General features: G+C 65.3%; 22 protein-coding genes and 2 tRNA genes. 11 read left to right on the top strand and 13 right to left on the bottom strand.

Features of this window, described 5'->3' with window-relative positions; genetic code table 11:
- Positions 1 to 204: 204 nt before the first annotated feature.
- From JYK05_RS09305 to JYK05_RS09295, 3 genes are all read right to left on the bottom strand, one after another.
- Entirely contained in the window at positions 205 to 1,053 is an 849-nt protein-coding gene (locus JYK05_RS09305; RefSeq protein WP_206466733.1) for an AraC family transcriptional regulator, read from the bottom strand.
- Positions 1,054 to 1,184: 131 nt separating this feature from the next.
- Entirely contained in the window at positions 1,185 to 1,664 is a 480-nt protein-coding gene (locus JYK05_RS09300; protein WP_206466732.1) for a CreA family protein, read from the bottom strand.
- Between the two features lie 285 nt (positions 1,665 to 1,949).
- Positions 1,950 to 2,720 carry a FadR/GntR family transcriptional regulator gene (locus tag JYK05_RS09295; protein WP_206466731.1) on the bottom strand — a complete coding sequence of 257 codons (771 nt, stop codon included), beginning with the start codon at positions 2,718 to 2,720 and terminating at the stop codon, positions 1,950 to 1,952.
- 119 nt (positions 2,721 to 2,839) lie between these two features.
- Here JYK05_RS09295 and JYK05_RS09290 point away from each other — a divergent pair, with 119 nt between their 5' ends.
- The 3 genes from JYK05_RS09290 to JYK05_RS09280 are packed head-to-tail and all read left to right on the top strand — an operon-like array spanning position 2,840 to position 5,549.
- The gene (locus JYK05_RS09290; protein WP_175944521.1) at positions 2,840 to 3,583 is read left to right on the top strand and encodes a (Fe-S)-binding protein; all 744 of its coding nucleotides are present in this window, start codon (positions 2,840 to 2,842) and stop codon (positions 3,581 to 3,583) included.
- A complete protein-coding gene (locus JYK05_RS09285; protein ID WP_206466730.1) occupies positions 3,580 to 4,971 on the top strand; it encodes a lactate utilization protein B in 1,392 nt (463 codons plus the stop codon). The genes JYK05_RS09290 and JYK05_RS09285 overlap by 4 nt, the downstream gene beginning before the upstream one ends.
- Positions 4,968 to 5,549, top strand: a complete 582-nt coding sequence (locus JYK05_RS09280; protein WP_175944517.1) for an LUD domain-containing protein — start codon at positions 4,968 to 4,970, stop codon at positions 5,547 to 5,549. The genes JYK05_RS09285 and JYK05_RS09280 overlap by 4 nt, the downstream gene beginning before the upstream one ends.
- Here the strand turns inward: JYK05_RS09280 and lpxO are convergent.
- From lpxO to fdxA, 4 genes are all read right to left on the bottom strand, one after another.
- Positions 5,543 to 6,445, bottom strand: a complete 903-nt coding sequence (lpxO, locus tag JYK05_RS09275) for a lipid A hydroxylase LpxO (protein ID WP_175944515.1) — start codon at positions 6,443 to 6,445, stop codon at positions 5,543 to 5,545. The genes JYK05_RS09280 and lpxO overlap by 7 nt on opposite strands.
- A gap of 161 nt (positions 6,446 to 6,606) precedes the next feature.
- Positions 6,607 to 6,682: transfer RNA gene (locus JYK05_RS09270), tRNA-Asn, on the bottom strand.
- 63 nt (positions 6,683 to 6,745) lie between these two features.
- Positions 6,746 to 6,821, bottom strand: a tRNA-Asn gene (locus JYK05_RS09265).
- A 146-nt stretch (positions 6,822 to 6,967) separates the two neighbouring features.
- Positions 6,968 to 7,291 (bottom strand): ferredoxin FdxA, encoded by a 324-nt coding sequence (gene fdxA, locus JYK05_RS09260; protein ID WP_175944513.1) that lies wholly within the window; start codon positions 7,289 to 7,291, stop codon positions 6,968 to 6,970.
- 275 nt (positions 7,292 to 7,566) lie between these two features.
- On the opposite strand from fdxA, the gene pncB reads away from it, so the two are divergent.
- From pncB to JYK05_RS09235, 5 genes are all read left to right on the top strand, one after another.
- Positions 7,567 to 8,757 carry a nicotinate phosphoribosyltransferase gene (gene pncB, locus JYK05_RS09255; protein WP_206466729.1) on the top strand — a complete coding sequence of 397 codons (1,191 nt, stop codon included), beginning with the start codon at positions 7,567 to 7,569 and terminating at the stop codon, positions 8,755 to 8,757.
- 130 nt (positions 8,758 to 8,887) lie between these two features.
- Positions 8,888 to 9,559, top strand: coding sequence for a lactate utilization protein C (locus JYK05_RS09250; RefSeq protein WP_175944509.1), 672 nt, complete (start codon positions 8,888 to 8,890; stop codon positions 9,557 to 9,559).
- Positions 9,560 to 9,564: 5 nt separating this feature from the next.
- A complete protein-coding gene (locus JYK05_RS09245) occupies positions 9,565 to 10,974 on the top strand; it encodes a sodium:proton antiporter (RefSeq protein ID WP_206466728.1) in 1,410 nt (469 codons plus the stop codon).
- Between the two features lie 9 nt (positions 10,975 to 10,983).
- A complete protein-coding gene (locus JYK05_RS09240; RefSeq protein WP_175944505.1) occupies positions 10,984 to 11,964 on the top strand; it encodes a D-glycerate dehydrogenase in 981 nt (326 codons plus the stop codon).
- The gene (locus JYK05_RS09235) at positions 11,961 to 13,418 is read left to right on the top strand and encodes a DNA recombination protein RmuC (RefSeq protein WP_175944503.1); all 1,458 of its coding nucleotides are present in this window, start codon (positions 11,961 to 11,963) and stop codon (positions 13,416 to 13,418) included. Before JYK05_RS09240 ends, JYK05_RS09235 begins: the two co-directional genes overlap by 4 nt.
- Before the next feature lie 7 nt (positions 13,419 to 13,425).
- Here the strand turns inward: JYK05_RS09235 and JYK05_RS09230 are convergent, their stop codons facing one another.
- From JYK05_RS09230 to JYK05_RS09205, 6 genes are all read right to left on the bottom strand, one after another.
- The gene (locus tag JYK05_RS09230) at positions 13,426 to 13,914 is read right to left on the bottom strand and encodes a GNAT family N-acetyltransferase (RefSeq protein ID WP_206466727.1); all 489 of its coding nucleotides are present in this window, start codon (positions 13,912 to 13,914) and stop codon (positions 13,426 to 13,428) included.
- Positions 13,911 to 14,186, bottom strand: coding sequence for a hypothetical protein (locus JYK05_RS09225; RefSeq protein ID WP_049655276.1), 276 nt, complete (start codon positions 14,184 to 14,186; stop codon positions 13,911 to 13,913). Before JYK05_RS09225 ends, JYK05_RS09230 begins: the two co-directional genes overlap by 4 nt.
- An 84-nt stretch (positions 14,187 to 14,270) precedes the next feature.
- Positions 14,271 to 15,575: a gephyrin-like molybdotransferase Glp gene (gene glp / locus JYK05_RS09220; protein WP_206466726.1), complete on the bottom strand. Its 1,305-nt coding sequence runs from the start codon at positions 15,573 to 15,575 to the stop codon at positions 14,271 to 14,273.
- 100 nt (positions 15,576 to 15,675) lie between these two features.
- A complete protein-coding gene (gene mobA / locus JYK05_RS09215) occupies positions 15,676 to 16,230 on the bottom strand; it encodes a molybdenum cofactor guanylyltransferase MobA (RefSeq protein WP_241269899.1) in 555 nt (184 codons plus the stop codon).
- 85 nt (positions 16,231 to 16,315) lie between these two features.
- Positions 16,316 to 17,422: a GTP 3',8-cyclase MoaA gene (moaA, locus tag JYK05_RS09210; protein WP_175944496.1), complete on the bottom strand. Its 1,107-nt coding sequence runs from the start codon at positions 17,420 to 17,422 to the stop codon at positions 16,316 to 16,318.
- Between the two features lie 170 nt (positions 17,423 to 17,592).
- Positions 17,593 to 20,943 carry an Rne/Rng family ribonuclease gene (locus JYK05_RS09205; RefSeq protein ID WP_206466725.1) on the bottom strand — a complete coding sequence of 1,117 codons (3,351 nt, stop codon included), beginning with the start codon at positions 20,941 to 20,943 and terminating at the stop codon, positions 17,593 to 17,595.
- 894 nt (positions 20,944 to 21,837) lie between these two features.
- Here JYK05_RS09205 and JYK05_RS09200 point away from each other — a divergent pair.
- The 3 genes from JYK05_RS09200 to JYK05_RS09190 are packed head-to-tail and all read left to right on the top strand — an operon-like array spanning position 21,838 to position 23,876.
- Positions 21,838 to 22,833, top strand: coding sequence for an RluA family pseudouridine synthase (locus tag JYK05_RS09200; protein WP_206466724.1), 996 nt, complete (start codon positions 21,838 to 21,840; stop codon positions 22,831 to 22,833).
- Complete coding sequence (locus JYK05_RS09195; protein WP_206466723.1) at positions 22,834 to 23,493, top strand: HAD-IA family hydrolase; 660 nt, start codon at positions 22,834 to 22,836, stop codon at positions 23,491 to 23,493.
- On the top strand, positions 23,490 to 23,876 hold the full coding sequence (locus tag JYK05_RS09190; protein WP_175944487.1) for a Rieske 2Fe-2S domain-containing protein: 387 nt from the start codon (positions 23,490 to 23,492) through the stop codon (positions 23,874 to 23,876). Before JYK05_RS09195 ends, JYK05_RS09190 begins: the two co-directional genes overlap by 4 nt.
- Positions 23,877 to 23,915 lie beyond the last annotated feature (39 nt).

Genomic DNA, 23,915 nt, shown 5'->3' with positions numbered 1-23,915 from the left:
CGTCGGTGTTGGCGTTCGTGTTGACTTTGGCGTCACGGTCGGGTCGCGCTCGCCGCCGACGGCACGCGACTCACGCCCTCCTGCAACTCACCGCCAGCGCCCCCGGCGCAACGCGGAACGGCTGCTTGCCGTGCCGCGTGAAACAGCCGCGGTCGGCGAAGCCTCTCGCCGTTCACGGCGAGCAACTCCCGCACTCCCGGCCAATCACCGCCAGCGCCCCGGCGCGACCCCGAACGCCCGCTTGAAATGCCGCGTGAAGTGGCTCTGATCGGTGAAGCCGCTCGCCGCCGCGACCTGCGCGATCGACGCCCCCGCGCGCAACGCCGGCAGCGCCCGCGCAATACGCAACTGATTGCGCCACGCATGCGGCGCGAGACCCGTTTCGCGCGTAAAAAGCCGCGCCGCGTGAAAGGTCGAAAGGCCGACGACGCGCGCCAGTTCGGCGAGCGTGACCGGTTCCAGCAGATCGTCGGCGAGGCGGGATTTCATCGTGGCGACGCGGGCGGCATCCGCGGCGGGCGGCCCGCACGATGGGCGTTGCAGCGCGTGCCGGGCGAGCAGCGTCGTCACGGCATCGACGAGCGCAGTCTCAGCGGCGAGCGGATCGGCGCGGGTGGCGTCGTTTGTGGCATCGCTCGTCAGGCTCTCCAGCGCCCGATGCGCGCGCAAAAGCCGGCGCGCGAGATCGTCGTCGCGGATGATGTCGGTCGAGAACCACGGCGAGCCCGCGCGCGGCGACAGCTCACGCGCGAGCGCTTCCACGAACGGCACCGGCAGATAGAACACGCGATAACGCCACCCGGCATCGACGGCGCGCGCGCCGGTATGCAGCTCGCCCGGATTGATGACCGGCACTGACCCCGCTTCCGCCACATGATGCGAGCCGCGATAGTCGTAACACTCCGCGCCCGCTTCTATGACAGGCACCGTGTACGCGTCGTGCCAGTGCGGCGTGAACGCGTGATCGTAGTACTCGGCGGTGACCATGTCCGCGTCCGGCACGAGCGGCGAGCGCCAGTAACGCGCGGCGTTGCGAAAGCGTGGGGCGGTCATCGGTGGATGCGCGGCTTGAAGGGCTAATCGCTCAGTCTACCGCTTCATCGCGCGGCGAGTGCATGTTGGCTGCTCCTGCCGGAGGCGTGGAATGCGGTCGAACACGTTCGCCCCGCGACGACGCGGCTCGCTCACTTGACCGGGATCGTCGTGCCTTCTGGCACCGGCACCGCCGTGACGCTGTTCTTCGCGCTGCCGCTCGCGACGCGGTCGCTGTACGTCAGGTACACGAGCGTGTTGCGCTTCGTATCGACGATGCGCACGACATGCAGCGTCTTGAAGATGAACGACATCCGATCCGTGAAGACATCGGTCTTCTGCTTGAGCGGCTGCGCGATCTTGATCGGCGCGACCTGTCGGCACGCGATGGACGCCTCGGTCGGGTCTTCCGCGATGCCGAGCGTGCCCTTCACGCCGCCCGTGCGCGCCCGCGACACATAGCAGGTCACGCCGGAGACGAGCGGATCGTCGTACGCCTCGACGCTCACGCGGTCGGAGCCGGTGAAGCGGAAGTTGGTATTGACGCTCGCGATTTCCTCGGCATGCGCGATGCCCGCGCCGAAGAGAGACAGGAGCGATGCGCTCAGAACGAACGGTGCGGTGCGCTTCATTGAGATCCCACGCATTAAAGAAAAAGGGCGTCGTATTGTAACGACGCCCTTCGGTCTCTTCGATTCTTCTGCTGCGTGCGGCGCCGGCATCAATGGAAGATCAGGTAAAGGATCACCAGCACCACGACCGGCACACCGAGCAGCCATCCGAGTAGGTAAGGCATATCGTCCTCCTTGCGCATGTTTGTTTTCGACGGTTCCAGTATCGCGGACCGTAAAGGCCCGCGTTAGCGGTGCGCGTCCGAAATGCGTGTAGGCGCTGTCCTATCGGGTCTTACGGCGGCGTTACGAATTCGTCATGCCATCATGAGATACGCCGTCGCGCGATTTCTCCGCCGGCCGGTCGCGATACAGCGCGCGCACGTAGTCCAGATGCGCGCCCGCGCAGTCGCGCGCGCGGGCCGGATCGCGCGCCACGATGGCATCGAGCATCGCCCGATGCTGCGCCAGCAGGTCGGCCTCCACGGCGTCGTCGTAATCGACGAGGCGATGCGACGTGAGCATCGACTCGCGCATCACTTCGTTCAGGCCGTGCATCACGTGCGTCAGCGCGATGTTGTGCGTCGCATCGGCAATGGCGAGATGGAAGGCGGCGTCTTTTTCCGCGATGCGCGTGCTTCTTTGCTCGACGGCGGCTTGCAGTGCATCGAACGCGGCGGCAATGCGCACGAGATCGGCGTCGGTCGCGCGCTCGGCGGCGTAGGCCGTGGCGAGCGTCTCTAAGCCGTGACGCAGTTCGAGCACGTCGGCGCTCGCGTCGGGCTGCTGTTCGAGCAGTGCGGCGAGCGGATGCGACACGAGCGGCGCCGTCACGTCCGACACGACGAAGCCGCCGCGCCCCGCCGCGCGAATGAATCCGTCCGATTCGAGACGAATGAGCGCTTCGCGCAGCGACGGCCGCGACACGTTCAGCTGCTCCGCGAGATCGCGCTCGGCAGGCAGGCGCTGGCCGGGCAGCAGGGTGCCGTTCGAGATCAGTTGACGAATCTGGCCGGACACGACATCGGAGAGGCGCACGCGGGCGTAGGCGTGCGAGTGGACGGGCTGGAAGGTCATCGGTCGGAGCAACACGGCGAGAGGCTTTGGATTACCCTAGTTTGACACGAAAGCGCCGCGTCCCTAAAGTCTTGGTCAGACCAAGCTGACCAACGCGGACTGTCCGCCAAGCGATCACCATGAAAGTTGCCCTTTTCGTCCCCTGTTTCATCGACGCGTTTTATCCGCAGATCGGCATCGCCACGCTGGAATTGCTGGAGCGGCTCGGCCTCGATGTCGACTATCCGCAGGATCAGACATGCTGCGGCCAGCCGATGGCCAATAGCGGCGCGCACGCGGACGCGGCCGGCGCGGAGCGCGTGTTTGCCCGCAACTTCGCGGACTACGACTATGTGGTCGGCCCGTCGGCGAGTTGCACGCATCACGTGCGCGAGCACTTCACGGCCATCGAGCAGACGAGCGCCGTCCAGAAGGTGCGCAAAAGCACATATGAACTCGTCGAGTTCCTGCACGACGTCTTGCAGGTGCGTGACTTTCCGTGGGCCGAGTTCCCGCATCGCGTCGGCCTGCACAACAGTTGCAGCGCGGTGCGGCATCTGCGCGAGACGTCGAACTCGGAAGTCGCGGGCACGCCGTATTCGAAGCCGCGCGCCTTGCTGGAACGCGTGAAGGGCATCGAGTTCGTCTCGCCCGCGCGGCCCGATGAATGCTGCGGCTTCGGCGGCACGTTTTCCGTCACCGAAGAGGCCGTGTCCGTGCGCATGGGGCAGGACAAGGTGCGAGATCACATCGGCGCGGGCGCGGAGTACATCGTCTCGGGCGACATGTCGTGTCTCATGCATCAGCAGGGCTGCGCCGAGCGCATGAAGCTCGACGCGAAGTTCATCCACATTGCGCAGGTTCTGAACGGAGCGCGGGCATGACGAAGACCGTTCGCATCGATCACGCGAAGGCTGCAGGCGCGTTCCTGCAGAAAGCCGACCACGTCGCGTTCCACGACAAGCGTCTCTGGGACTTGCGCAGCAAGCGCGACGCGCAGGCGCACGGCATTCCCGAGTGGGAAACGCTGCGCAGTCTGGCATCGGGCATCAAGGAACACACGCTGTCCCATCTCGCGGATTACCTCGCGCAGTTCGCGGATCAGGCCGAGAAAAACGGCGTCGTCGTGCATTTCGCGGCGGACGCGGAAGAGCACAACGCGCTCGTCTACAAGCTGATGAGCGAGCGCGGCATGACCACGCTCGTCAAAAGCAAGTCGATGCTGACCGACGAGTGCTACATGCGCGACTATCTGGAGCCGCGCGGCATCACGGTGATGGAGACCGATCTGGGCGAGCGCATTCAGCAGCTCGATCATCAGGACCCGAGCCATATGGTCGTGCCGGCCGTCCACAAGCTGCGCGCGGACGTGGCGGAACTCTTCGGCAAGACCATCGGCACCGATCCGAAGAACAGCGACATCCACTATCTGGCGGAAAGCCAGCGCATGAACACGCGGCCGTACTTCGTGCGCGAAAAGACGGCGGGCATGACGGGCTGCAACTTCGCGGTCGCGGAGACGGGCACGGTCGTCGTCTGCACGAACGAGGGCAACGCGGATCTCTCCGCGAACGTTCCGCCGCTGCATATCGCGTCCATCGGCATCGAGAAGCTGATTCCGACCATCGCCGATCTCGGCGTGTTCGTGCGCATGCTCTCGCGCAGCGCGCTCGGCTCGCCCATCACGCAGTACACGTCGCACTTTCGCGCGCCGCGGCCGGGCACGGAGATGCACTTCATCCTCGTCGACAACGGACGCTCGGAGCGGCTCGCGCTCGAAGACTTCTGGTATTCGCTCAAGTGCATCCGCTGCGGCGCGTGCATGAACACGTGTCCGGTGTATCGGCGAAGCGGCGGGCTGTCGTATGGCGGCACGTACTCCGGGCCAATTGGCGCGATCATCAACCCGACTTACGACCTGAAGCGCTACAGCAGTCTGCCGTTCGCCTCGACGCTCAACGGCAGTTGCACGAACGTGTGCCCGACGAAGGTCAACATTCACGAGCAGATCTACAAGTGGCGCGCCGTGATCGCGGAGCGCCACGAAGTGCCGTTCGTGAAGCAGGAAGTGCTAAAGATGGCGGGGCGTCTGCTCGCGAGCCCGACGCTTTATCGCGCGACGGTCGCGTCGCTCGGCGGCGCGTTGAAGCGGCTGCCGAACTTCGTGCTGTACAACCCGCTCAACATCTGGGGCCGCGGGCGCGACTTGCCCGAAGCGCCGGCCGAGACCTTTCACGAGTGGTACAAGAAAAACCGGAAGCCCGCCAAATGACGACCCGCGATGCCTTTCTCGCAAAGATTCGCGCCGCGCAGCCCGCAGCGCGTCCGCGCCCCGAACTGCCGATTTTCCCGTCGCCCGAAGGCGATCTGCAGACGCGCTTCATCGCCGCGCTGACCGCGATGGGCGGTACCACAGCGCACGCGCACAGCCTCGACGAAGTGAAGGAGATGATTGCCGCGCGTTTCGGTGCGGATGCGGTTGTGGCGTCTGCCGTGCCGGGTATCGAAGGCACGCGTGTGCTCACGCCGGATACGGCCCCGGCCTCGCTGCAAGATGTCGATGTGGGCGTCGTGCGCGGGCGCTTCGGTGTCGCGGAGACGGGGTCCGTCTGGTTCAGCGAAGACGAGTACGTCGTCAATTCGATCGGCTATCTCGTGCAGCATCTCGTCGTGCTGCTCGATCCCGCGCAACTCGTCGACGGCTTGCAGCAGGTGTATCGACGGCCCGACTTCCAGTCGGCGCGCTATGCCGTGCTGGTGACGGGCCCGTCCGCGACGGCGGATATCGAAGGCGTGCTGATTCGCGGCGCGCAGGGCGTGCGCTCGCTGACCGTCGTGTGGATTCAGTAGCGCCAGAAGATTGCGACCGCGATGCCGCCGAACAGCAGCCACTTCACGATGTAATACACGGTCCGGTTCCACGCCTTCAGCCGCTTGCCGACGAGCCGGATCGAATAGAGATACTTGAACGCGCGATTCAGGCCGCCGGTGCGGTCGCCGGTTTCGTTCGGCGAGGCCGCCGCGCGCATCAGAAAGCCGCCGACTGCGTTGTTCACCGCCTGTGCCCAGCGGTATTTCATCGGCCGCTCGATGTCGCAGAACAGAATGATGCGGTCTTTGTCCGTCGTGTTCTCGGCCCAGTGCAGATAGGTTTCGTCGAAGACGACTTCCTCGCCGTCGCGCCACGAGTAGCGCTCGCCGTCCACGACGATCGCGCAGCCGTCGTCGTTCGGCGTCACAAGCCCGAGGTGATAACGCAGCGACCCGGCATACGGATCGCGATGCAGCGTGAGCGTCCCGCCGGGCGGCAGCATCGCAAACATTGCGGCTTTGACGCTCGGGATGTTTTGCAGAATCGAGAGCGTCTTCGGGCAGACCGCGACCGCCGACGGATGGGGCCGGTCATACCACTTGAGATAAAAGCGCCGCCAGCCGCGCCGGAAAAACGAGTTGAAGCCGATGTCGTTGTAGGCGCCGGCCGCCTGAATCTTGCTTGCTTCGTGCAAGGCGAGGGCTTCGTCGCGAATCGTCTGCCAGTGCGCCTTGATCGGGGCGAGATCCGGAAACAGGGAAGGGTGAAGGTACGGCGTGGACGGCACGCGCGAGAAGAGATACACGAAGCCGTTCACCGGCGACATGAACGTCGAATGATCGGACAGCTGCCGGAAGAAACCGTGGCGGACCTTGCCCCGCCAGTGCGTGTACGCGGCACACGCGATAAACAGCATGAGAATCAGCCACCGCATCTGCGTTTCCCCTTGCGTCACTGTCGCCGTTAGCGTCAACAAAACGTGACGGAATTATCGAACGGAAACGCAGTGTCTGCTGAAACGGCCCGGTGAGACACGAGGATGGCCACAAAACAAAAAGCCCAGTCGCATGACTGGGCTTTTTGCTTGGAACTTTTTGGCTCCCCGACCTGGGCTCGAACCAGGGACCTACGGATTAACAGTCCGGCGCTCTACCGACTGAGCTATCGGGGAACATCTACAACAGTGAAACTGACTAAAAAGCCCAGTAAGTTGACTGGGCTTTGCTGAATTTTTTGGCTCCCCGACCTGGGCTCGAACCAGGGACCTACGGATTAACAGTCCGGCGCTCTACCGACTGAGCTATCGGGGAACATCTACAGCAGAGAAGCGGAATTATAGGGAGCGTCTCTTACCCTGTCAACGCCGATTCTTCACTCGAAACACCTTTTTGCACCGACGCGAACTCGTCCTAAAGCCGACCGCAAATGGCTGACCACAGAAGGACGCCCGTTCGCCTCAACGCTCGAGCAGATTCAGTTTGTCCTTCACGTCCTTGAATTCGTCGGCTTCGGGCAGCGGCGCCTTCGTCTTTGTGATGCTCGGCCAGTTGCGCGCGAGATCCGCATTCAGTTCGATGAACTGCTGCTGATCGCCGGGCACGTCTTCTTCGGCGTAAATGGCATTCACCGGGCATTCGGCCACGCACACGGCGCAGTCGATGCACTCGTCCGGATCGATCGCGAGAAAGTTGGGACCTTCACGGAAGCAATCCACCGGGCACACATCCACACAGTCGGTGTAGCGGCACTTGATGCAGCTTTCGGTCACAACGTGAGTCATTCAGGCTCCTGCATGCGGAATTCGTGGGGACGGCGTCCGGCAGCCTGCGTGGGCCAATGCGGGTACGCGCGCCGAAACGCATATTGTAGCGTAACGGTCAAAACGGGCGCGACCGCCGCGGAACGTGCCTTATATCGTTTTGGAATGTATGTATGCGCGGTTGCCAAAAACGGTCGGCGAGCGTCTTGCCGGTCCGCGCATTCGGGTAACATGGCCCCAAGGCACGCCGCGGCAAGACGGCGCGCGGTCTCATCGCTCGATGTTCCAGCCAAACCATGATCATCAATTCGCTGCTCGATACCGACCTCTACAAATTCACGATGATGCAGGTCGTGCTGCATCACTTCCCGGCTGCGCACGTGGAGTATCGCTTCCGCTGCCGCACGCCGAATGTCGATCTCGTGCCGTACATCGACGAGATTCGCGACGAAGTGCGCCAGCTCTGCAACCTGCGCTTCCGTGAAGAAGAGCTCGACTATCTGCGGCGCATGCGCTTCATGAAGAGCGATTTCATCGACTTTCTCGCGCTCTTTCATCTCAACGAGAAGTCGATTCAGATTTCGCCGTCGCCGAAGAACAACGGCGAGATCGACATTCTGATTGAAGGGCCGTGGCTGCATACGATTCTCTTCGAGATTCCGGTGCTCGCGATCGTCAACGAGGTCTACTTCCGCAACACGCAGCGTCAGCCGGAGTACGAGACCGGGCGCGAGCGCCTGCGCGACAAGATCAAGCTGCTCGCCACGCCGCCCGAGTACTCGGATTGCAAGATCGCCGATTACGGCACGCGCCGCCGTTTCTCGAAGCAGTGGCATGAGGAAGTGGTGCTGACGCTCAAGGAGCGGCTCGGCGCGCAGTTCGCGGGCACGAGCAACGTGTTCTACGCGATGAAGCACGGCCTGCGGCCGCTCGGCACGATGGCCCACGAGTATTTGCAGGCGTGTCAGGCGCTGGGACCGCGCCTGCGCGATTCGCAGATTTTCGGCTTCGAGATGTGGGCGAAGGAATATCGCGGCGACCTCGGTATCGCGCTGTCGGATGTGTACGGCATGAAGGCGTTCCTGCGCGACTTCGACATGTACTTCTGCAAGCTCTTCGACGGCGCGCGCCACGATTCGGGCGATCCGTTCGACTGGGGCGAGCGCCTCATCCGGCATTACGAAGAAAATCGCTGCGATCCGCGCACGAAGGTGCTCGTTTTTTCGGATGCGCTCGACATTCCCAAGGTGCTGCAACTCTACGAACGTTTCCGTGGGCGCTGTCAGCTTGCGTTCGGCGTCGGCACGAATCTCACGAACGATCTCGGCTATCAGCCGCTGCAGATCGTCATCAAGATGGTCCGCTGCAACGGCCAGCCGGTGGCGAAGCTCTCCGATTCGCCCGGCAAGAACATGTGCGACGACAAAGCGTATCTCGCTTACTTGCGTCAGGTGTTCGGCATCGAGCAACCGGTCGAAGAAAGCTGACACCGCACGCGGCCTATGCCGTTCGGCCGAGGTCCGTCCCGCGCGGACCGGTCGATATAATCGGTTTCAGCTTCACGTCGCGGATTTATCGCCGCGACTTCTCCACGCATGCATCGACGAGGACGGCACCATGGACACATCGGCCGCGCGCCGCAACATTCTCGCGCGCATTCGCAGCGCGCAGGGCAGGAAAGGCGCGCCGACCGAGGCCGAGCGTGCCGCCGTCGACGAGTATCTCGCGCGGCATCCCGCCGGTCCGCGTCCGCCGCTTCCCGCCACGCGCGACGAACTGATCGCGCGTTTTCGTCTGGAAGCGGAGCGACTCTCGACGAGCGTCGCCGAAGCCGAGGCGCTCGCCGACGCCCCTGCCGAAGCCGCCCGCTATCTCGACGCGCTCGGTCTGTCGCGCGATGTCGTCGCGTGGCCCGCGCTCGCTGATTTGCCGTGGATGCAAGCGGGCATCGCGGCGTCGCTGCGCAAGCCCGTCGATGCGGACCTCGTCGGCATCACCGGCTGCTTTTGCGCGGCTGCGGAGACCGGCTCCATTGTGCTGCTGTCGGGACCGGAGACGCCCGCGTCCGGCGCGCTTCTGCCGCAGACGCACATCGCCATCGTGCCGGCGTCGCGCATCGTCGCCGCGCACGAAGACGCCTTCGCGCTGATGCGCGCGGAGCGGGGCGAGTTGCCGCGCGCCGTGAACTTCGTGTCGGGGCCGTCCCGCACCGGCGATATCGAACAGACCATCGTGCTCGGCGCGCATGGCCCGTATCGTGTCCACGCCATCATCGTGCGGGGAGCGTAGGGACAGTGCCGCGTTTCGTTTGGGGCTTTCTGCTATCGCTTTGCGCGATCTCTGACGCTTCGGCCGCCGCGCTCGACGGCGCGTCCCTGTCAGCGGCGTGGGGCGTTCCATTCATCGGCATCCTGCTGTCCATCGCGGTGTTTCCGCTCGTCGCCGGCAAAGTGTGGCATCACCATTTCGGCAAGATCGCGGCGGCCTGGGCGCTGGCGTTCCTCGTGCCGTTCGCGTTCGCGTTCGGCATCGGCACGGCGTTCGGCGTGCTCGTTCACGCGATGGTCGAAGAGTACGTGCCGTTCATCATCTTGCTCGCCGCGCTCTATACGGTAGCGGGCGGCATCTGCGTGCGCGGCAATCTGCACGGCTCGCCGCGCGTCAACACCGCGTTGCTCGCGCTCGGCACCGCGCTTGCCAGCATCATGGGAACGACGGGCGCGGCCATGCTGCTGATTCGTCCGCTCTTACGGGCCAACGACAATCGCAAGCATGTCGCGCATGTCGTGGTGTTCTTCATCTTTCTGGTGGCGAATGCGGGTGGCTCGCTGTCACCGCTCGGCGATCCACCGCTCTTTCTCGGCTTTCTGAACGGCGTCGATTTCTTCTGGACGACGCAGCATCTCGCACTGCCGACGCTCTTCGTCTGCGGCGTACTGCTCGCGCTTTTCTACGCGCTCGACAGCTACTTCTGGCGCGGCAAAGGCGAGTCGCGGCGGCCGTTTCTCGATCCGACGCCGGACACGCCCACGCTCGGCGTCGACGGCATGATCAATTTCGTACTGCTCGCCGTGATCATCGGGCTCGTGCTGATGAGCGGCTTGTGGAAGCCGGGCGTCGCATTCGATGTATTCGGCACGCACGTCGCATTGCAGAACGTCGTGCGCGATGCGGCGCTGGTGCTCGTGCTCCTTGCCTCGCTCGCGCTCACGCCCAAGCGCGCCCGCGCGGGCAACGCATTCGACTGGGCGCCGATGATCGAAGTCGCCAAGCTCTTCGCGGCGATTTTCGTCACCATCGCTCCGGTCATCACCATCCTGCGCGCCGGCGAGGCGGGCGCGTTTGCCGGGATCGTGCGCGCGGTATCGGATGCGAACGGCGAGCCTGCTCATCTGGCCTATTTCTGGGCGACCGGGCTGCTCTCGTCGTTCCTCGACAATGCGCCGACTTACCTCGTCTTCTTTAACCTCGCGGGCGGCGACGCAGACACGCTGATGACCACGGGCGCCACGACGCTCGCCGCCATCTCGGCGGGCGCGGTCTTCATGGGCGCGAATTCGTATATCGGCAATGCGCCGAATTTCATGGTGAAGGCGATCGCGGAATCGCGCGGCGTGCGCATGCCGGGTTTCTTCGGTTACCTCGGCTGGTCATGCGTCGTGCTGTTGCCGCTTTTCGCCGTCACCGGCTGGCTATTTTTCTAGGAGCATGAGATGAAGAAAGTGCTTGTGGCTCGCCCTACGTTTCCTGACGTGATCGAGCGCCTGAAACAGTATTTCGAAGTCGACGTGAACCTGGGCGACGTGCTGCCGCAAGACGAATTCGCGCGCCGGCTCGCCGATAAGGACGGCGCGTTCACGGCCGGCGAGATGGTCGGCGAGAAGGAACTGGCGGGCGCGCCGAACCTGAAAGTGGTCGCCAACATGGCGGTCGGCTACAACAATTTCGACATGCAGGCGTTCGACGCGCACAAGGTGCTCGGCACCAACACGCCGCATGTGCTCAACGAAAGCACCGCCGATTTCGGCTGGGCGCTGATGATGGCGGCGGCGCGTCGCGTCACCGAGTCGGAGCACTTTCTGCGCGCGGGCAAGTGGCAAAAGTGGTCCTACGATTCGTTCCTCGGCGTCGACGTGTACGGCTCGACGCTCGGCGTGATCGGCATGGGACGCATCGGGCAGGCGCTCGCGCGGCGTGCGAGCGGCTTCAATATGCGCGTGATCTATCACAACCGTTCGCGCGTCGCGCCCGAGATCGAGGCGCAACTCAACGCGGAATACGCGTCGAAGGAAGATCTGCTCAAGCGCGCGGATCACGTCGTGCTCGTGCTGCCGTACTCGAAGGAAAGCCACCACACGATCGGCGCGGCCGAGCTTGCGCTGATGAAGCCGACGGCCACGTTGACGAACATCGCGCGCGGCGGAATCGTCGACGATGCGGCGTTGATCGAAGCCCTGCGCGAGAAGCGCATCGCGGCAGCGGGCATCGACGTGTTCGAAGGCGAGCCGAATCTGAATCCCGGTTTCCTCGCGCTGGAGAACGTCGTGCTCACGCCGCATATCGCGAGCGCGACGGAGACGACGCGTCGCGCGATGGCGAATCTCGCCGCGGACAATCTGATCGCCGCGCTCGGCGAAGGCCCGCGCGCCGGCAATCCGCCGAATCCGATCAACCCCGGCGTGCTCGGCTCATGATCGAATTGCTGTACGGCGCGCTCGCGTTGCTGGCGGTCGCGCTGGTCATCGCGTTGATCGCGCTTGTCGCTGTCATGCGGCGCGCCGCGTCTGTCGATATCGACGAGGAGTTCGCCGCGCTCACCGATCGCGTGAACGACATGGGCGAAGCGCATGCGCGCGCGCAGGAGCGGCTCGAACGCGGACTGCGCGGCGACATCGCGGAACATGCGCGCGTCTCGCGCATGGAATCGCAGGGCGGTTTCGCGCAGTTTCATCAGACGCTCGCAACGCAACTGGCGAGCACGTCGAGCGTGCAAAACGCGCAGTTCGACGCGCTCGCCCAGCAACTCGCGCAGCAGAGCCAGCAGGCGCGCGAGGATCAGAGCAACGCCCTTAAGCGTTTCGCCGATTCCATGACGCTGCATCTCGCGCAACTTTCCGAAGCGAACGACCGGCGCCTGGCGGAAGTGCGCGCGACGCTGGAAGCGCGCCTTAAGGACATCGAAGCGAACAACGCCGCGAAGCTCGAAGAAATGCGTCGCACGGTCGACGAGAAACTGCACGCGACGCTCGAGCAGCGGCTCGGCGAATCGTTTCGGCTGGTGTCGGAAAGGCTGGAGCAGGTGCATCGCGGGCTGGGCGAGATGCAGTCGCTGGCTGCGGGCGTCGGCGATCTGAAGAAGGTGCTCACCAACGTCAAGACGCGCGGCATCTGGGGCGAAGTGCAGCTCGAATCGCTGCTGGAACAGTTGCTCACCCCCGATCAGTACGCGAAGAACGTCGCCACCGTGCCGAACAGCAACGAACGCGTCGAGTTCGCGATCAAGCTGCCGGGCCGGCACGACGCGCCGGGTATCGCCGGTTCATCGGGCGATGTCGCGACGCCGGTGTGGCTGCCCATCGACGCCAAGTTTCCCCGCGAGGACTACGAGCGTCTTATCGACGCTCAAGAGCGCGCCGATCCTGTCGCGGTGGAAGAAGCGTCGCGTGCGCTCGAAGGGCGCTTGCGCGCCGAGGCGCGGGCGATCGCGCAGAAGTACGTCGCGCCGCCTTATACGACGGATTTCGCGTTGCTGTTCCTGCCGACCGAAGGGTTGTACGCCGAAGTACTGCGCCGTCCGGGCCTGAGCGACTTCTTGCAACGCGAGTACCGCGTGAGCGTCGCTGGCCCAACGACGCTGACCGCACTGCTCAACAGTTTGCAAATGGGATTCCGGACGCTCGCCATTGAAAAGCGGTCGAGCGAAGTATGGCAAGTGCTCGGCGCGGTGAAGACGGAGTTCGGCAAGTTCGGCGACGTGCTCGCGCGCACCAAGGCGCAGCTGGAAACCGTCACGCGGTCAATCGAGGCGGCGCAGACGCGCACGCGTCAGATGGGCAAGCGCCTGCGCGACGTGGAGGCACTGCCGCACGAGAAGGCGGCAGGCGTGCTCGGAGATCTGTCGTCGCCCGAGAGCGACGACGAAGTGTGAACCGCGCTCAGGCCGCGCCGTCCGCGAGGCGATCCAGCGAATCGCCGGTAATGCGCACGACGCGCCAGTCCGGCAGCACGGTCGCGCCCATCTTCTCGTAGAAGTCGATGGCGTTCTGGTTCCAGTCCAGCACCGACCACTCGAAGCGTCCGCACTGGCGCTCGACGGCGAGCGCGGCCAGTCTCTTCAGCATCATCGTGCCGACGCCGCTGCCGCGCAGCGCGGGGCGCACGTAGAGGTCTTCGAGATAGAGACCGCGCTTGCCGAGGAAGGTCGAGAAGTTGTGGAAGAAGAGGGCATAGGCGACGACTTCGCCCGCCTGCTCCGCGACGAGCGCCTCCGCTGCCGGGCGCGCGCTGAAGAGCGCGTCGCGCAAGCCGTCCTGCGTCGCGACGAAAAGATGCGTGAGCTTCTCGAACTCCGCGAGTTCGAGCATCAGGCCGTAGATGGCGCCGATGTCGGCGGGCGTGGCCGGTCGAATGGACGCGGCGCTCATGCTTCTTCCGGTGCGTCGGACAGCACAATTTCGATGCCGCCGAAGCGCGACGCCACCCAGTTATACGCGTGGCAGGCAATCCACAGCAGCACGAAGCCGAGAATCGCGTTGAGCAGCAGCGCGCTCGTGACCGTGCTCACTTCGACCGAGCCGTAGCGCACGAACGCGACGACGACGCCGAGCAGCACGATCGGCACGCTGAAAGTCAGATACACGAGGATCAGCGCCTTGGCCGTCTGTCCCGGTGCGATGGATGAGATCTGCTTTTTCATGGGAGGAGAACCCCGTCTATCGATAGTTGGAATGTGGGTCGCCGCGGCTTCGCGCATGATGAGTTCGCTATTAACTGTTCGCTGTCAGATGAGGCCGTCGAACGGCACGATGTTCACTTCGTCGCCCGCGTCGATATCGGCGCGGTCGTGTTCCAGCACGATGAAACAGTTGGCCTCGCTCATCGAACTCAGCACGCCGGACCCTTGCGGGCCGGTCGTCACGACGCTCCACTGGCCGTTGCTGTCGCGCGCGGCGATCCCGCGCTGAAACTCGGTGCGGCCCGCGCGCTTCCGGATCGGCTCGCTGCAACGCGCCCGGATCACGATCGGCGCTTGCCGCGCGGCACCGGACATCGCGAGCAGCGCCTCGCGCACGATGAAATAGAAGGTCGCCATGACCGCGACCGGGTTTCCCGGCAAGCCGAAAAAGAGCGCCGACTTGCCTGTGCCCGCGCGCGGACCGGACCACAGGCGGCCGAACGCGAGCGGCCGTCCGGGGCGCATCGCGATTTTCCAGAACGCGACGTCGCCGAGCGAGTTCATCAGTTCGCGCGTGAAGTCGGCATCGCCCACGGACACGCCGCCCGAGCTGATGACGACGTCCGCCGCTTCGGTCGCCTCGCGCAGCGCTTTTTCCAGCGACGCGCGATCGTCGCGGACAATGCCCAGATCGACGGTTTCGACATTCAGCCGGCGCAGCATCGCGAAAAGCGTGTAGCGGTTGCTGTCGTACAGCGTGCCGGGCGTCAGCGGTTCGCCGACGGAGCGGAGTTCGTCGCCCGTCGAGAAGAACGCGACGACGAGGCGCTTATGCACGTCGACTTCCGCGATGCCGAGCGAGGCCAGCAAGCCGAGATCCGACGCGCGCACGATGCGGCCCGCGCGCAACGCCGGCTTGCCGCGCGCGAGGTCTTCGCCCGACAGCCGCCGGTTCTGGCCTGCGCGGACGGCGTCGGCAGCAAAACGAATCTTGTCGCCTTCGCGGGCGACGAGTTCTTGCGGCACGACGGTGTCGCAGCCTTCGGGCATCAGCGCGCCGGTCATGATGCGCACGCATTCGCTCGGCGTCGGTCGACCCGCGAACGGCCGTCCGGCGAGCGCGGCGCCCGCGACTTCGAGCGTCAAAGCCTGCGTTGCCGACGAGAGCGCCGCGCCGGAGAACGCATAGCCGTCCATCGCGGAGTTGTCGAACGCCGGCACGTCGATGGGCGAGATCACGTCTGCGGCGAGCACGCGGTTCAGCGCATCGAAGAGGCCGACGCGCTCCACCTGCTGCGCCTGCCCGCGCGGCATCGCCCATTGACGCACGATTTCCTGCGCCGCCTCGACGGGCAACGCATTCGGATCGTAGTGAGCGACGCAACCGGACAGTGGCTTCAACGTGGTCATGAACTGGCGTGAGGCGCGACGTGCGCGAGAAGCGGCAGACGCCGCGTGACGAAAGGCCGCCGGTGGGCTGGCGCAACGCTGTGCGAGCGCCGGCGTCTCTTTACCGGCGCTCCAGCTCGGCTAGCTGGCGTAAATCATTAATATTGTAAAACGCGCGATCCTCGTGAAATGGCACTTGCACCGCCTTGTGGCGCGCGTACCACGCGCGTACTTTGCGCTCGCCGGCCGCGAGCCGGGCGTCGAGATCGTCGGCGAGCGAGGCGCGCTGAATCGCGAAAACCGGGTGCGCGATGCGTTCGCCGGTCGGTTCGATCGTCGCGGCATAGGCGATGTCGGCGTTTTCGGCGTCGAGCGCTTCGCCGAGCAGCACGCCGAGCCGTTCATCGACGAACGGAGCGTCGCACGGCGCGATCAGCACGAACTCCGTGTGCGCCGCGCGCAACGCCGCCGCGATGCCGGCGAGCGGGCCGGGGTAGTCGCCGAGCGTGTCCCCGATCACGCGGGCGCCGAACGGCGCGGCAAGTTTCGAATACGCCTGGATGTTCCGGTTGGCGCTGATCAGCATGGCGCTCGCTTGCGGCGCCAAGCGGCGCAGCACGTGCAGCGCGAGCGGTTCGCCGAGAAACGGCTGCATGCCCTTGTCGACGCCGCCCATGCGCGAGCCGCGCCCGCCCGCGAGCACGAGACCGGTGATGTTCGAAGCCGAAGCGGCGCGCGCAGTCCCGATCACGTGAAAAAACTCAGCCGCCGATGTACGACATTTCCACGCGCGGGCCGTCTTCCCGCGAGGCCGCCGACGCGCTGCCGCGCAACTGCGAGTAGCGGTCGCCGCGCGCTTCCCAGATGCGGGCGATGGCCGTGGCTACGTCGTCATCGCTCGCACCGCCGCGGATCAGCGCGCGCAGATCGTGGCCAGCGGACGCGAAGAGGCACAGATAGAGCTTGCCTTCGGTGGAAAGCCGGGCGCGCGTGCACGAGCCGCAGAAGGCGCGCGTGACGCTCGAGATCACGCCGATTTCGCCGCTGCCATCCCGGTAACCCCAGCGTTGCGCGGTCTCGGCGGCGGTGTGCGCTTCGAGCGGCGCGAGCGGGAAGTGCGCCGCGATGCGCTCGACCACTTCCGCGGACGGCAGCACTTCGCTCATGTTCCAGCCGTTGGACGCGCCGACGTCCATGTATTCGATGAAGCGCAGAACCACGCCGCTGCCTTTGAAATGGCGCGCCATCGGCACGATTTCCTGGTCGTTCGTGCCGCGCTTGACGACCATGTTGACCTTGATCGGCGCGAGACCGGCCGCTTGTGCCGCCGCGATGCCTTCCAGCACGTCGGCGACGGCGAAATCGGCGTCGTTCATGCGGCGAAAGAGGGCGTCGTCGAGCGCATCGAGGCTGACCGTGACGCGCGAGAGGCCCGCGTCCTTCAACGACCGAGCCTTGCGCGCGAGCAGCGAACCGTTGGTCGTGAGCGTGATGTCGAGCGGCCGGCCCTCGGGCGTGCGCAGTTGCGCGAGCCGCTCGATCAGAAATTCGATGTTCTTGCGCAGCAGTGGCTCGCCGCCCGTCAGGCGAATTTTCTCGACGCCATGCGCGACGAACACGCGTGCGAGCCGCTCGATTTCCTCGAACGACAGCAGCGCGGAATGGGGGAGAAACGGGTAGTCCTTGTCGAAGACATCGCGCGGCATGCAGTAGACGCAGCGGAAGTTGCAGCGATCCGTGACCGAGATGCGCAAGTCGCGCAGGGGACGCGCGAGCGTGTCCGTCAGCAAGCCGGATGGCGCTGCCGCGGCGCCGGCGAAATCCGGGATCGCGCTGACATCGGCTAACGGGATGATGCGTCGGTACATGGCTGCTCGGGACTTCGGTCGAAAAGGCGATCAGCCCATTTTAGCGGAAGCGGGCAAGTCCGGCCGGGCACGGCCAGGCTCGGTGGACCGGGCTTTCCACTAGTGCGCAAAGAAAAAACGCCATCGACCTGAGGTCGATGGCGTTTCGCATGCTACATCGCGCGATCCCGTCAGTGCGCGCTCTTGCCGGTTTCCACCTGCTGCATCGGGGCGGTGTCGAGCGGCGGGAGCGGCTTGCGCTCGCGCGGCACGCGCACCGGCGCCGGTTCCTGCGCGGCCGCGGCATTGGCCGCGCGCAGCTTGTCGGCGTCCGTGTTCACCCAGACGAGGCCGGCCGTGTCGAGCATCGGCTTCAGCGCGTCCGTTCCCGTCGACGATGCGGCGGGCGTCGGTTGCGTCGCGGCAGGCTTCACCGGCTCCGACACGACCGGAACCTGCGGCTCGATCGTCACTTCCGGCTGCGCTATCGGCGCGGCTTCCGACTGGATCGGCTCGACCGCGGTCGCAGCCGGCGTCGAAGCAATCGCGGCGGTTTTCACCGGCTCGGAGACCACGGGTGCTTCCTGCGCTGTTTCCGCCTGGCTCGCGGCTTCGACGGGCTTCGGCTCGTCGACGACCACCGGCGCGAACGGATCGACCGGCTTCGTTTCCGCGACCTTCGGCGACGGCCCGAACGGGTTCTCGACGGCCGGTGCCACTGCGGGCTTCGCGAAGATGTCCGGCGCAGGCTGGGAATCCGCGTTGGCTTCTGCCTTCGCTTCTTCGCTCGCTTGCAACGGCTCGGCTTGCGCGGCCGACGCTGCTACCGGCGCGGCTTCCTGCGGCTGCGCCTGGCGGTTGTCCGCAACCCGCTGCGACTCGGCTGCAACTGGACGCGTTTCTCGGCGTGCGGCGGCTTCCTGCGCGGCTTCGGCATCGAACACACCAGCTTGCGCCGACGTGCTTTCGGCTGCGCCTTCGGCTTCCGCGACATCGGCGGCGTGGTTCACCGTCATGCCTTCTTCATCGCGATCACGGCGACCGCCACGGCGACCCCGGCGGCGGCGACGGCGCTCTTCGCCTTCGCGCGCGGCTGCGGCCTGATCGGCGGAGAGGGCATCGATGTCTTGCGGCAAAGCGTCGGCATTGAGCGGCGTGGTGTCCGCAATTTCCGATGCTGCCGTCTCGCCTTGCGTCAATGCTTCGACGGCGGCTTCCGGCTGCGGCTTGCGGCGCTCAGCGCGTTCGGGACGCTCCGTCCGTTCGGCGCGCTCGCCACGGTCGGCACGCTCGCCACGGTCGGCACGCTCGCCACGCTCCGGACGCTCGCGGCGTTCCTGACGCTCGGCGGCTTCCGGACGCGGTGCGCGCTCGGCGCCACGTTCCTGGCCGCGATCGCGCGGCTCACGCGGTTCGCGCGGTTCACGAGCCTCGCGCGGTTCGCGGGCCTCACGCGGTTCGCGCGTCTCGCGGGGTTCACGCGCCTCGCGCGGTTCGCGGGATTCGCGCGGCTCGCGGACTTCGCGCAGTTCACGGCCTTCGCGAGCTTCGCGCGGCTCCCGGCCTTCACGCGTGCCACGTCCTTCGCGATCTTCGCGACGCGCGGGCTGACGGCTCGCACCGTTGCCGGTTGTCGCCGCGCCATTGGCGGCCACGCCTTCACGGCCCGCGCCGCCGCGACGATTGCGATTGCGGTCGCCGCCGCCCGTGCGCTCGCCGCGCTCGCCGCGTTCCGTACGCTCGCGCTGCGGGCGCGCTGCCGGCTGCGCTTCGACGGGTGTCGGCGCCGCCTTCACTTCGGGCTGAATGCCAAAGAGGTTCTTGATCCAGGCGATGAAACCGCCGCTCGCCGGCACGGGCGTCGGCGCGGGCGCGGGCGCGGCCTCGACCGGCGCGGGCTTGACCGGCGCGCTCGGCGCCGGCTTCTCGGGCGTGATGCCCTTGACCGCCGCTTCCTGCTTCGGCTTCACTTCCTCGGCGCGCTTGCTGTAGCCGGTCTCGGATTCGAGTTCGCTCGCCGCTTCGACGGCCATCTTCCACGAGGCGCGCGGATCGTCCAGACGCGCATCGTCGTGGCGCAGGCGCTCCAGTTTGTAGTGCGGCGTCTCCAGATGCTTGTTCGGAATCAGAACGACGTTCACCTTGAAGCGCGACTCGATCTTGTTGATTTCCGAGCGCTTTTCGTTTAGCAGGAAGGCGGTCACCTCGACCGGCACCTGGCAATGAATCGCCGCGGTGTTTTCCTTCATCGCTTCTTCCTGAATGATCCGCAGCACTTGCAGCGCGGACGATTCGGTGTCGCGGATATGGCCCGTGCCGTTGCAACGCGGGCAGGTCACGTGACTGCCTTCGGACAGCGCCGGACGCAGGCGCTGACGCGACAGCTCCATCAGACCGAAGCGCGAGATCTTGCCCATCTGCACGCGCGCACGGTCGTGCTTGAGCGCGTCTTTCAGGCGCTGCTCGACTTCGCGCTGGCTCTTGGCCGACTCCATGTCGATGAAGTCGATCACGATCAGGCCGCCCAGATCGCGCAGGCGCAACTGACGCGCGACTTCGTCGGCGGCTTCGAGATTGGTGCGCGTGGCGGTTTCCTCGATATCCGCGCCCTTGGTGGCGCGCGCCGAGTTCACGTCGATGGCGACGAGCGCCTCGGTGTGATCGATCACGATCGCGCCGCCCGAGGGCAGCGGCACCGTGCGCGAGTACGCCGTTTCGATCTGATGCTCGATCTGGAAGCGCGAGAAGAGCGGCACGTCGTCGTGATAGCGCTTCACCTTTTGCAGGTTGTCGGGCATCACGATATCCATGAAGGCGCGCGCCTGGTCATGGATTTCGGTCGTGTCGATGAGGATTTCGCCGATGTCCGGCTGGAAGTAGTCGCGAATCGCGCGGATGACGAGGCTCGATTCGAGATAGATGAGCATCGGCTGGCCGGCGACGCCACTTTGCGACGCGGCTTCGATCGCGCGCCACAGCTGCATCAGGTAGTTCAGGTCCCACTGGAGCTCTTCCGCCGAACGGCCGATGCCGGCCGTGCGCGCGATGATGCTCATGCCTTCCGGCAGTTCCAACTGCGCCATGGTTTCGCGCAGTTCCTGCCGCTCGTCGCCTTCGATTCTGCGCGACACGCCGCCGCCGCGCGGGTTGTTCGGCATCAGCACCAGATAGCGGCCGGCCAGCGAAATGAACGTGGTCAGCGCCGCGCCCTTGTTGCCGCGCTCTTCCTTTTCGACCTGAACGATGAGTTCCTGGCCTTCGCGCAGCGCATCCTGGATGCGCGCGGAGCGCATCTCGACGCCGTCGCGGAAATACTGGCGGGCGACTTCCTTGAACGGCAGGAAACCGTGGCGGTCTTCGCCGTAGTTGACGAAGCAGGCTTCGAGCGACGGCTCGATGCGGGTGACGACCCCCTTGTAGATGTTGCCTTTGCGCTGTTCGCGCCCGGCGGTTTCGATGTCGATGTCGATGAGCTTCTGTCCATCGACGATGGCGACGCGCAGTTCTTCTTGCTGCGTCGCATTGAACAGCATGCGTTTCATTGAACGGCTCCAGAGCGGCTTTGACCCTTCCTCGTCTGGCGAATCGGCGCGGATTCGAACATCGGCGCGAAGCGGGAGGGCGGGCGTGCCACGCTTTTTGTGTTGTCACAAAAGCACGCCGGAGCGGATTTTAGGCGGGAGAATTGCCGAAAGCTGGCATCGGGCCGACGAATGCGGCGGCCGGGCCAAGGGGCACATGCGACAACGGCAGCGCGCGGAGGCGATGCGGCCCGTGGCAAGGACGAACGGCGGCGCGGGGCTTTCCGCGTCTCGAAATGGACGCACGGAAAGCCGCAGCGCTCTTTCAACAGAGCCTTTCCCTCCCGACGGCGTTCGCGAAAGGAAGAGCGGTGTCGCGCGAACCGGCGCGATGCTTCGTTACCGATCTTCGTCTTCGCGGACGTGCCGCGCCGGCAGCCGCGGGCTACGTGCTCCCGCCTGCTTGCCGTGTCTCGCCTCGTTGCGGCGTTTTTTTGCGTCTCGCGCTTCGCAGGAATCAGCGCAGCAGCGAGATGCGTCGCCGTTGTTCGCAAATCGGCGAGCCCCGATGTGCCGTCTTCGCCCCTTGCTCGATGGCAGGGCTGAATCGGGCGGGCAACCGGTTGAACGCCCGGATGCCGTCAGTTCTCGCCGATGAAATTCTTTTTGACCAAAAATCCGTTACCGATCGGCGATCGACCCGACCGAACGCGCCTGTGGGCTCCGTCCCTGCCGGTGATATCGCCGTGCGTGCAACTCGTTGCTCGATTTTCCGGGCGAGCAACCGGCCCTTGGCGCAAGTAAAATAACGGTTTATCGCTTGCACCTGTACAGTCTGATGAATCGCGCCGTAGCTCCTCATGGGTAACTGAGTCGAGTCCGGCCTTTTCAGGCTGCTCGCAAATTATATTCAGAATGAATGAGTTAGGCAAAACATCCCATAAACAAGTTGCAAGCGAGCGCACGTCGATGATCGAAGTCGATGAAACCGCTGCCGGACAGCGCATCGACAACTTCCTTCTGCGCGTCTGCAAGGGCGTGCCCAAGAGCCATATTTACCGGATTCTCCGAAGCGGCGAAGTGCGCGTGAACAAGGGCCGCATCGACGCCGCGTATCGCCTGGAGCTGGGCGATGTCGTCCGCGTGCCGCCCATTCGCATCGCCCAGCCCGACGAAGCGCCGGTGTCGTCGAATGCGCCCGCCGCCGAATTCCCGATTCTCTTCGAAGACGAGCACCTGATCGTCATCGACAAGCCGTCGGGCGTGGCGGTGCACGGCGGGAGCGGCGTGGCGTTCGGCGTCATCGAGCAACTGCGCAACGCGCGGCCGCACGCGAAGTTTCTGGAGCTGGTGCATCGGCTGGACCGGGAGACGTCCGGCGTGCTCATGCTCGCCAAGAAACGCGCGGCGCTCGTCAATCTGCACGAGCAGATCCGCGAAAATCGCGTCGACAAGCGCTATTACGCGCTCGGACACGGCGACTGGCCGAGCGACTGGGGCCGGCGGCGCATCGTGAAAGCGCCGCTGCACAAATACGTGGCGGCGGACGGCGAGCGGCGCGTGCGCGTCCAGGAAAACGGGCTGGCGTCGCATACGGTGTTCAACTTGATCGAACGCTGGACTGACTATGCGTGGGTCGAGGCGGAACTCAAGACCGGCCGCACGCACCAGATTCGCGTGCACATGCAGAGCATCGGCCTGCCGATTGCGGGCGACGCGAAATACGGCGACTTCGCGCTGAACAAGGAACTCGCGCGGCCGAGCGCGATGCCTTCGCTCAAGCGCATGTTTTTGCACGCCTATCGGCTGAAAATTACGCATCCCGCGACCGGCGCGCCGCTGCAGTTCGAAGCGCCGCTGCCCGCCGAGTGCAGGCGCTTCATCGAACAACTCAAAAACCGAGAGACATAAATGGCGCGGCAGCAATTCGATCTGATCGTTTTCGACTGGGACGGCACGCTCATGGATTCGACCGTCCACATCACGCGGAGCATTCAGGCGGCGTGCCGCGATCTCGGCCTGCCCGTGCCCGCCGACGAATCCGCGAGCTACGTGATCGGCCTCGGCCTCAAGGACGCGCTGCAAATCTGCGCGCCGACGCTCGATACGAAGGACTATCCGCGCCTCGCCGAGCGGTATCGCTTTCATTTTCTGACGATGGGCCAGCAAACCGAGCTCTTCGCCGGCGTCCGCGAACTGCTGCAGGAATTGCGCGACGAGGGCTATTTTCTGGCGGTGGCGACGGGCAAGAGCCGCGTCGGGCTGAACCGGGCGTTGGATCAGTCGCGCTTGACGAGCGTTTTCGACGGCACGCGCTGCGCCGACGAAACCTTCTCGAAGCCGCACCCGGCGATGCTTCAGGAACTCACGCGTGAACTGGGGCAGGACCTGTCCCGCACGCTGATGATCGGCGACACGACGCACGACCTGCAAATGGCCATCAACGCAGGCGCGGCGGGCGTGGGCGTCGCGTACGGCGCGCATCCGGCGAATTCGCTCACCGCATTGCAGCCGCGTTTTTGCGCAGATAGTGTCGCGTCGCTGGCCGGCTGGCTTCGGGAGCACGCATGACCGAGCCGACACGAGAGGCGGTGCGCGTCTGCGCATCCGACGAACTGGTCGATGGCGGCGCGGGCGTGCGGCTCGGGGCGCAGGACGGGAGCGGCGAGGCGGTCGTGTTCTTCGTCCGCTACGACGGCAAGCCGTACGGCTACCTGAACCGCTGCGCGCACGTGCCGATGGAACTCGACTGGGCCGAAGGCCAGTTCTTCGAAAGCTCGGGCCTATACTTGATGTGCGCGACGCACGGCGCGATCTACGAGCCGGACACGGGCAAGTGCGTCGGCGGCCCGTGCCGAGGCGCGCGGCTTCGGCCTGTCGCGGTCGAGGAGCGCGAGACGCCGGAAGGCCGCGCGGTGTTCTGGCTGCCCGACGACGCGCTTCGCCCCGCCTGATTCCCCTTTTTTCCTTTGACCCGGCCGTACGACCGGAAG

The sequence above is a fragment of the Caballeronia sp. M1242 genome (assembly GCF_017220215.1).
In the GTDB taxonomy this organism is placed as follows: Bacteria; Pseudomonadota; Gammaproteobacteria; order Burkholderiales; family Burkholderiaceae; genus Caballeronia.
Note: the sequence above shows the minus strand (reverse complement) of the source record. Positions and strands in the feature narration are given on the sequence as shown.

Coding starts and splice junctions, on each gene's coding strand:
- JYK05_RS09305 (WP_206466733.1), bottom strand. CDS start 1,053: ATGACCGCCCCACGCTTTCGCAACGCCGCGCGTTACTGGCGCTCGCCG.
- JYK05_RS09300 (WP_206466732.1), bottom strand. CDS start 1,664: ATGAAGCGCACCGCACCGTTCGTTCTGAGCGCATCGCTCCTGTCTCTC.
- JYK05_RS09295 (WP_206466731.1), bottom strand. CDS start 2,720: ATGACCTTCCAGCCCGTCCACTCGCACGCCTACGCCCGCGTGCGCCTC.
- JYK05_RS09290 (WP_175944521.1), top strand. CDS start 2,840: ATGAAAGTTGCCCTTTTCGTCCCCTGTTTCATCGACGCGTTTTATCCG.
- JYK05_RS09285 (WP_206466730.1), top strand. CDS start 3,580: ATGACGAAGACCGTTCGCATCGATCACGCGAAGGCTGCAGGCGCGTTC.
- JYK05_RS09280 (WP_175944517.1), top strand. CDS start 4,968: ATGACGACCCGCGATGCCTTTCTCGCAAAGATTCGCGCCGCGCAGCCC.
- lpxO (WP_175944515.1), bottom strand. CDS start 6,445: ATGCGGTGGCTGATTCTCATGCTGTTTATCGCGTGTGCCGCGTACACG.
- fdxA (WP_175944513.1), bottom strand. CDS start 7,291: ATGACTCACGTTGTGACCGAAAGCTGCATCAAGTGCCGCTACACCGAC.
- pncB (WP_206466729.1), top strand. CDS start 7,567: ATGATCATCAATTCGCTGCTCGATACCGACCTCTACAAATTCACGATG.
- JYK05_RS09250 (WP_175944509.1), top strand. CDS start 8,888: ATGGACACATCGGCCGCGCGCCGCAACATTCTCGCGCGCATTCGCAGC.
- JYK05_RS09240 (WP_175944505.1), top strand. CDS start 10,984: ATGAAGAAAGTGCTTGTGGCTCGCCCTACGTTTCCTGACGTGATCGAG.
- JYK05_RS09235 (WP_175944503.1), top strand. CDS start 11,961: ATGATCGAATTGCTGTACGGCGCGCTCGCGTTGCTGGCGGTCGCGCTG.
- JYK05_RS09230 (WP_206466727.1), bottom strand. CDS start 13,914: ATGAGCGCCGCGTCCATTCGACCGGCCACGCCCGCCGACATCGGCGCC.
- JYK05_RS09225 (WP_049655276.1), bottom strand. CDS start 14,186: ATGAAAAAGCAGATCTCATCCATCGCACCGGGACAGACGGCCAAGGCG.
- glp (WP_206466726.1), bottom strand. CDS start 15,575: ATGACCACGTTGAAGCCACTGTCCGGTTGCGTCGCTCACTACGATCCG.
- mobA (WP_241269899.1), bottom strand. CDS start 16,230: ATGGGCGGCGTCGACAAGGGCATGCAGCCGTTTCTCGGCGAACCGCTC.
- moaA (WP_175944496.1), bottom strand. CDS start 17,422: ATGTACCGACGCATCATCCCGTTAGCCGATGTCAGCGCGATCCCGGAT.
- JYK05_RS09205 (WP_206466725.1), bottom strand. CDS start 20,943: ATGAAACGCATGCTGTTCAATGCGACGCAGCAAGAAGAACTGCGCGTC.
- JYK05_RS09200 (WP_206466724.1), top strand. CDS start 21,838: ATGAATGAGTTAGGCAAAACATCCCATAAACAAGTTGCAAGCGAGCGC.
- JYK05_RS09195 (WP_206466723.1), top strand. CDS start 22,834: ATGGCGCGGCAGCAATTCGATCTGATCGTTTTCGACTGGGACGGCACG.
- JYK05_RS09190 (WP_175944487.1), top strand. CDS start 23,490: ATGACCGAGCCGACACGAGAGGCGGTGCGCGTCTGCGCATCCGACGAA.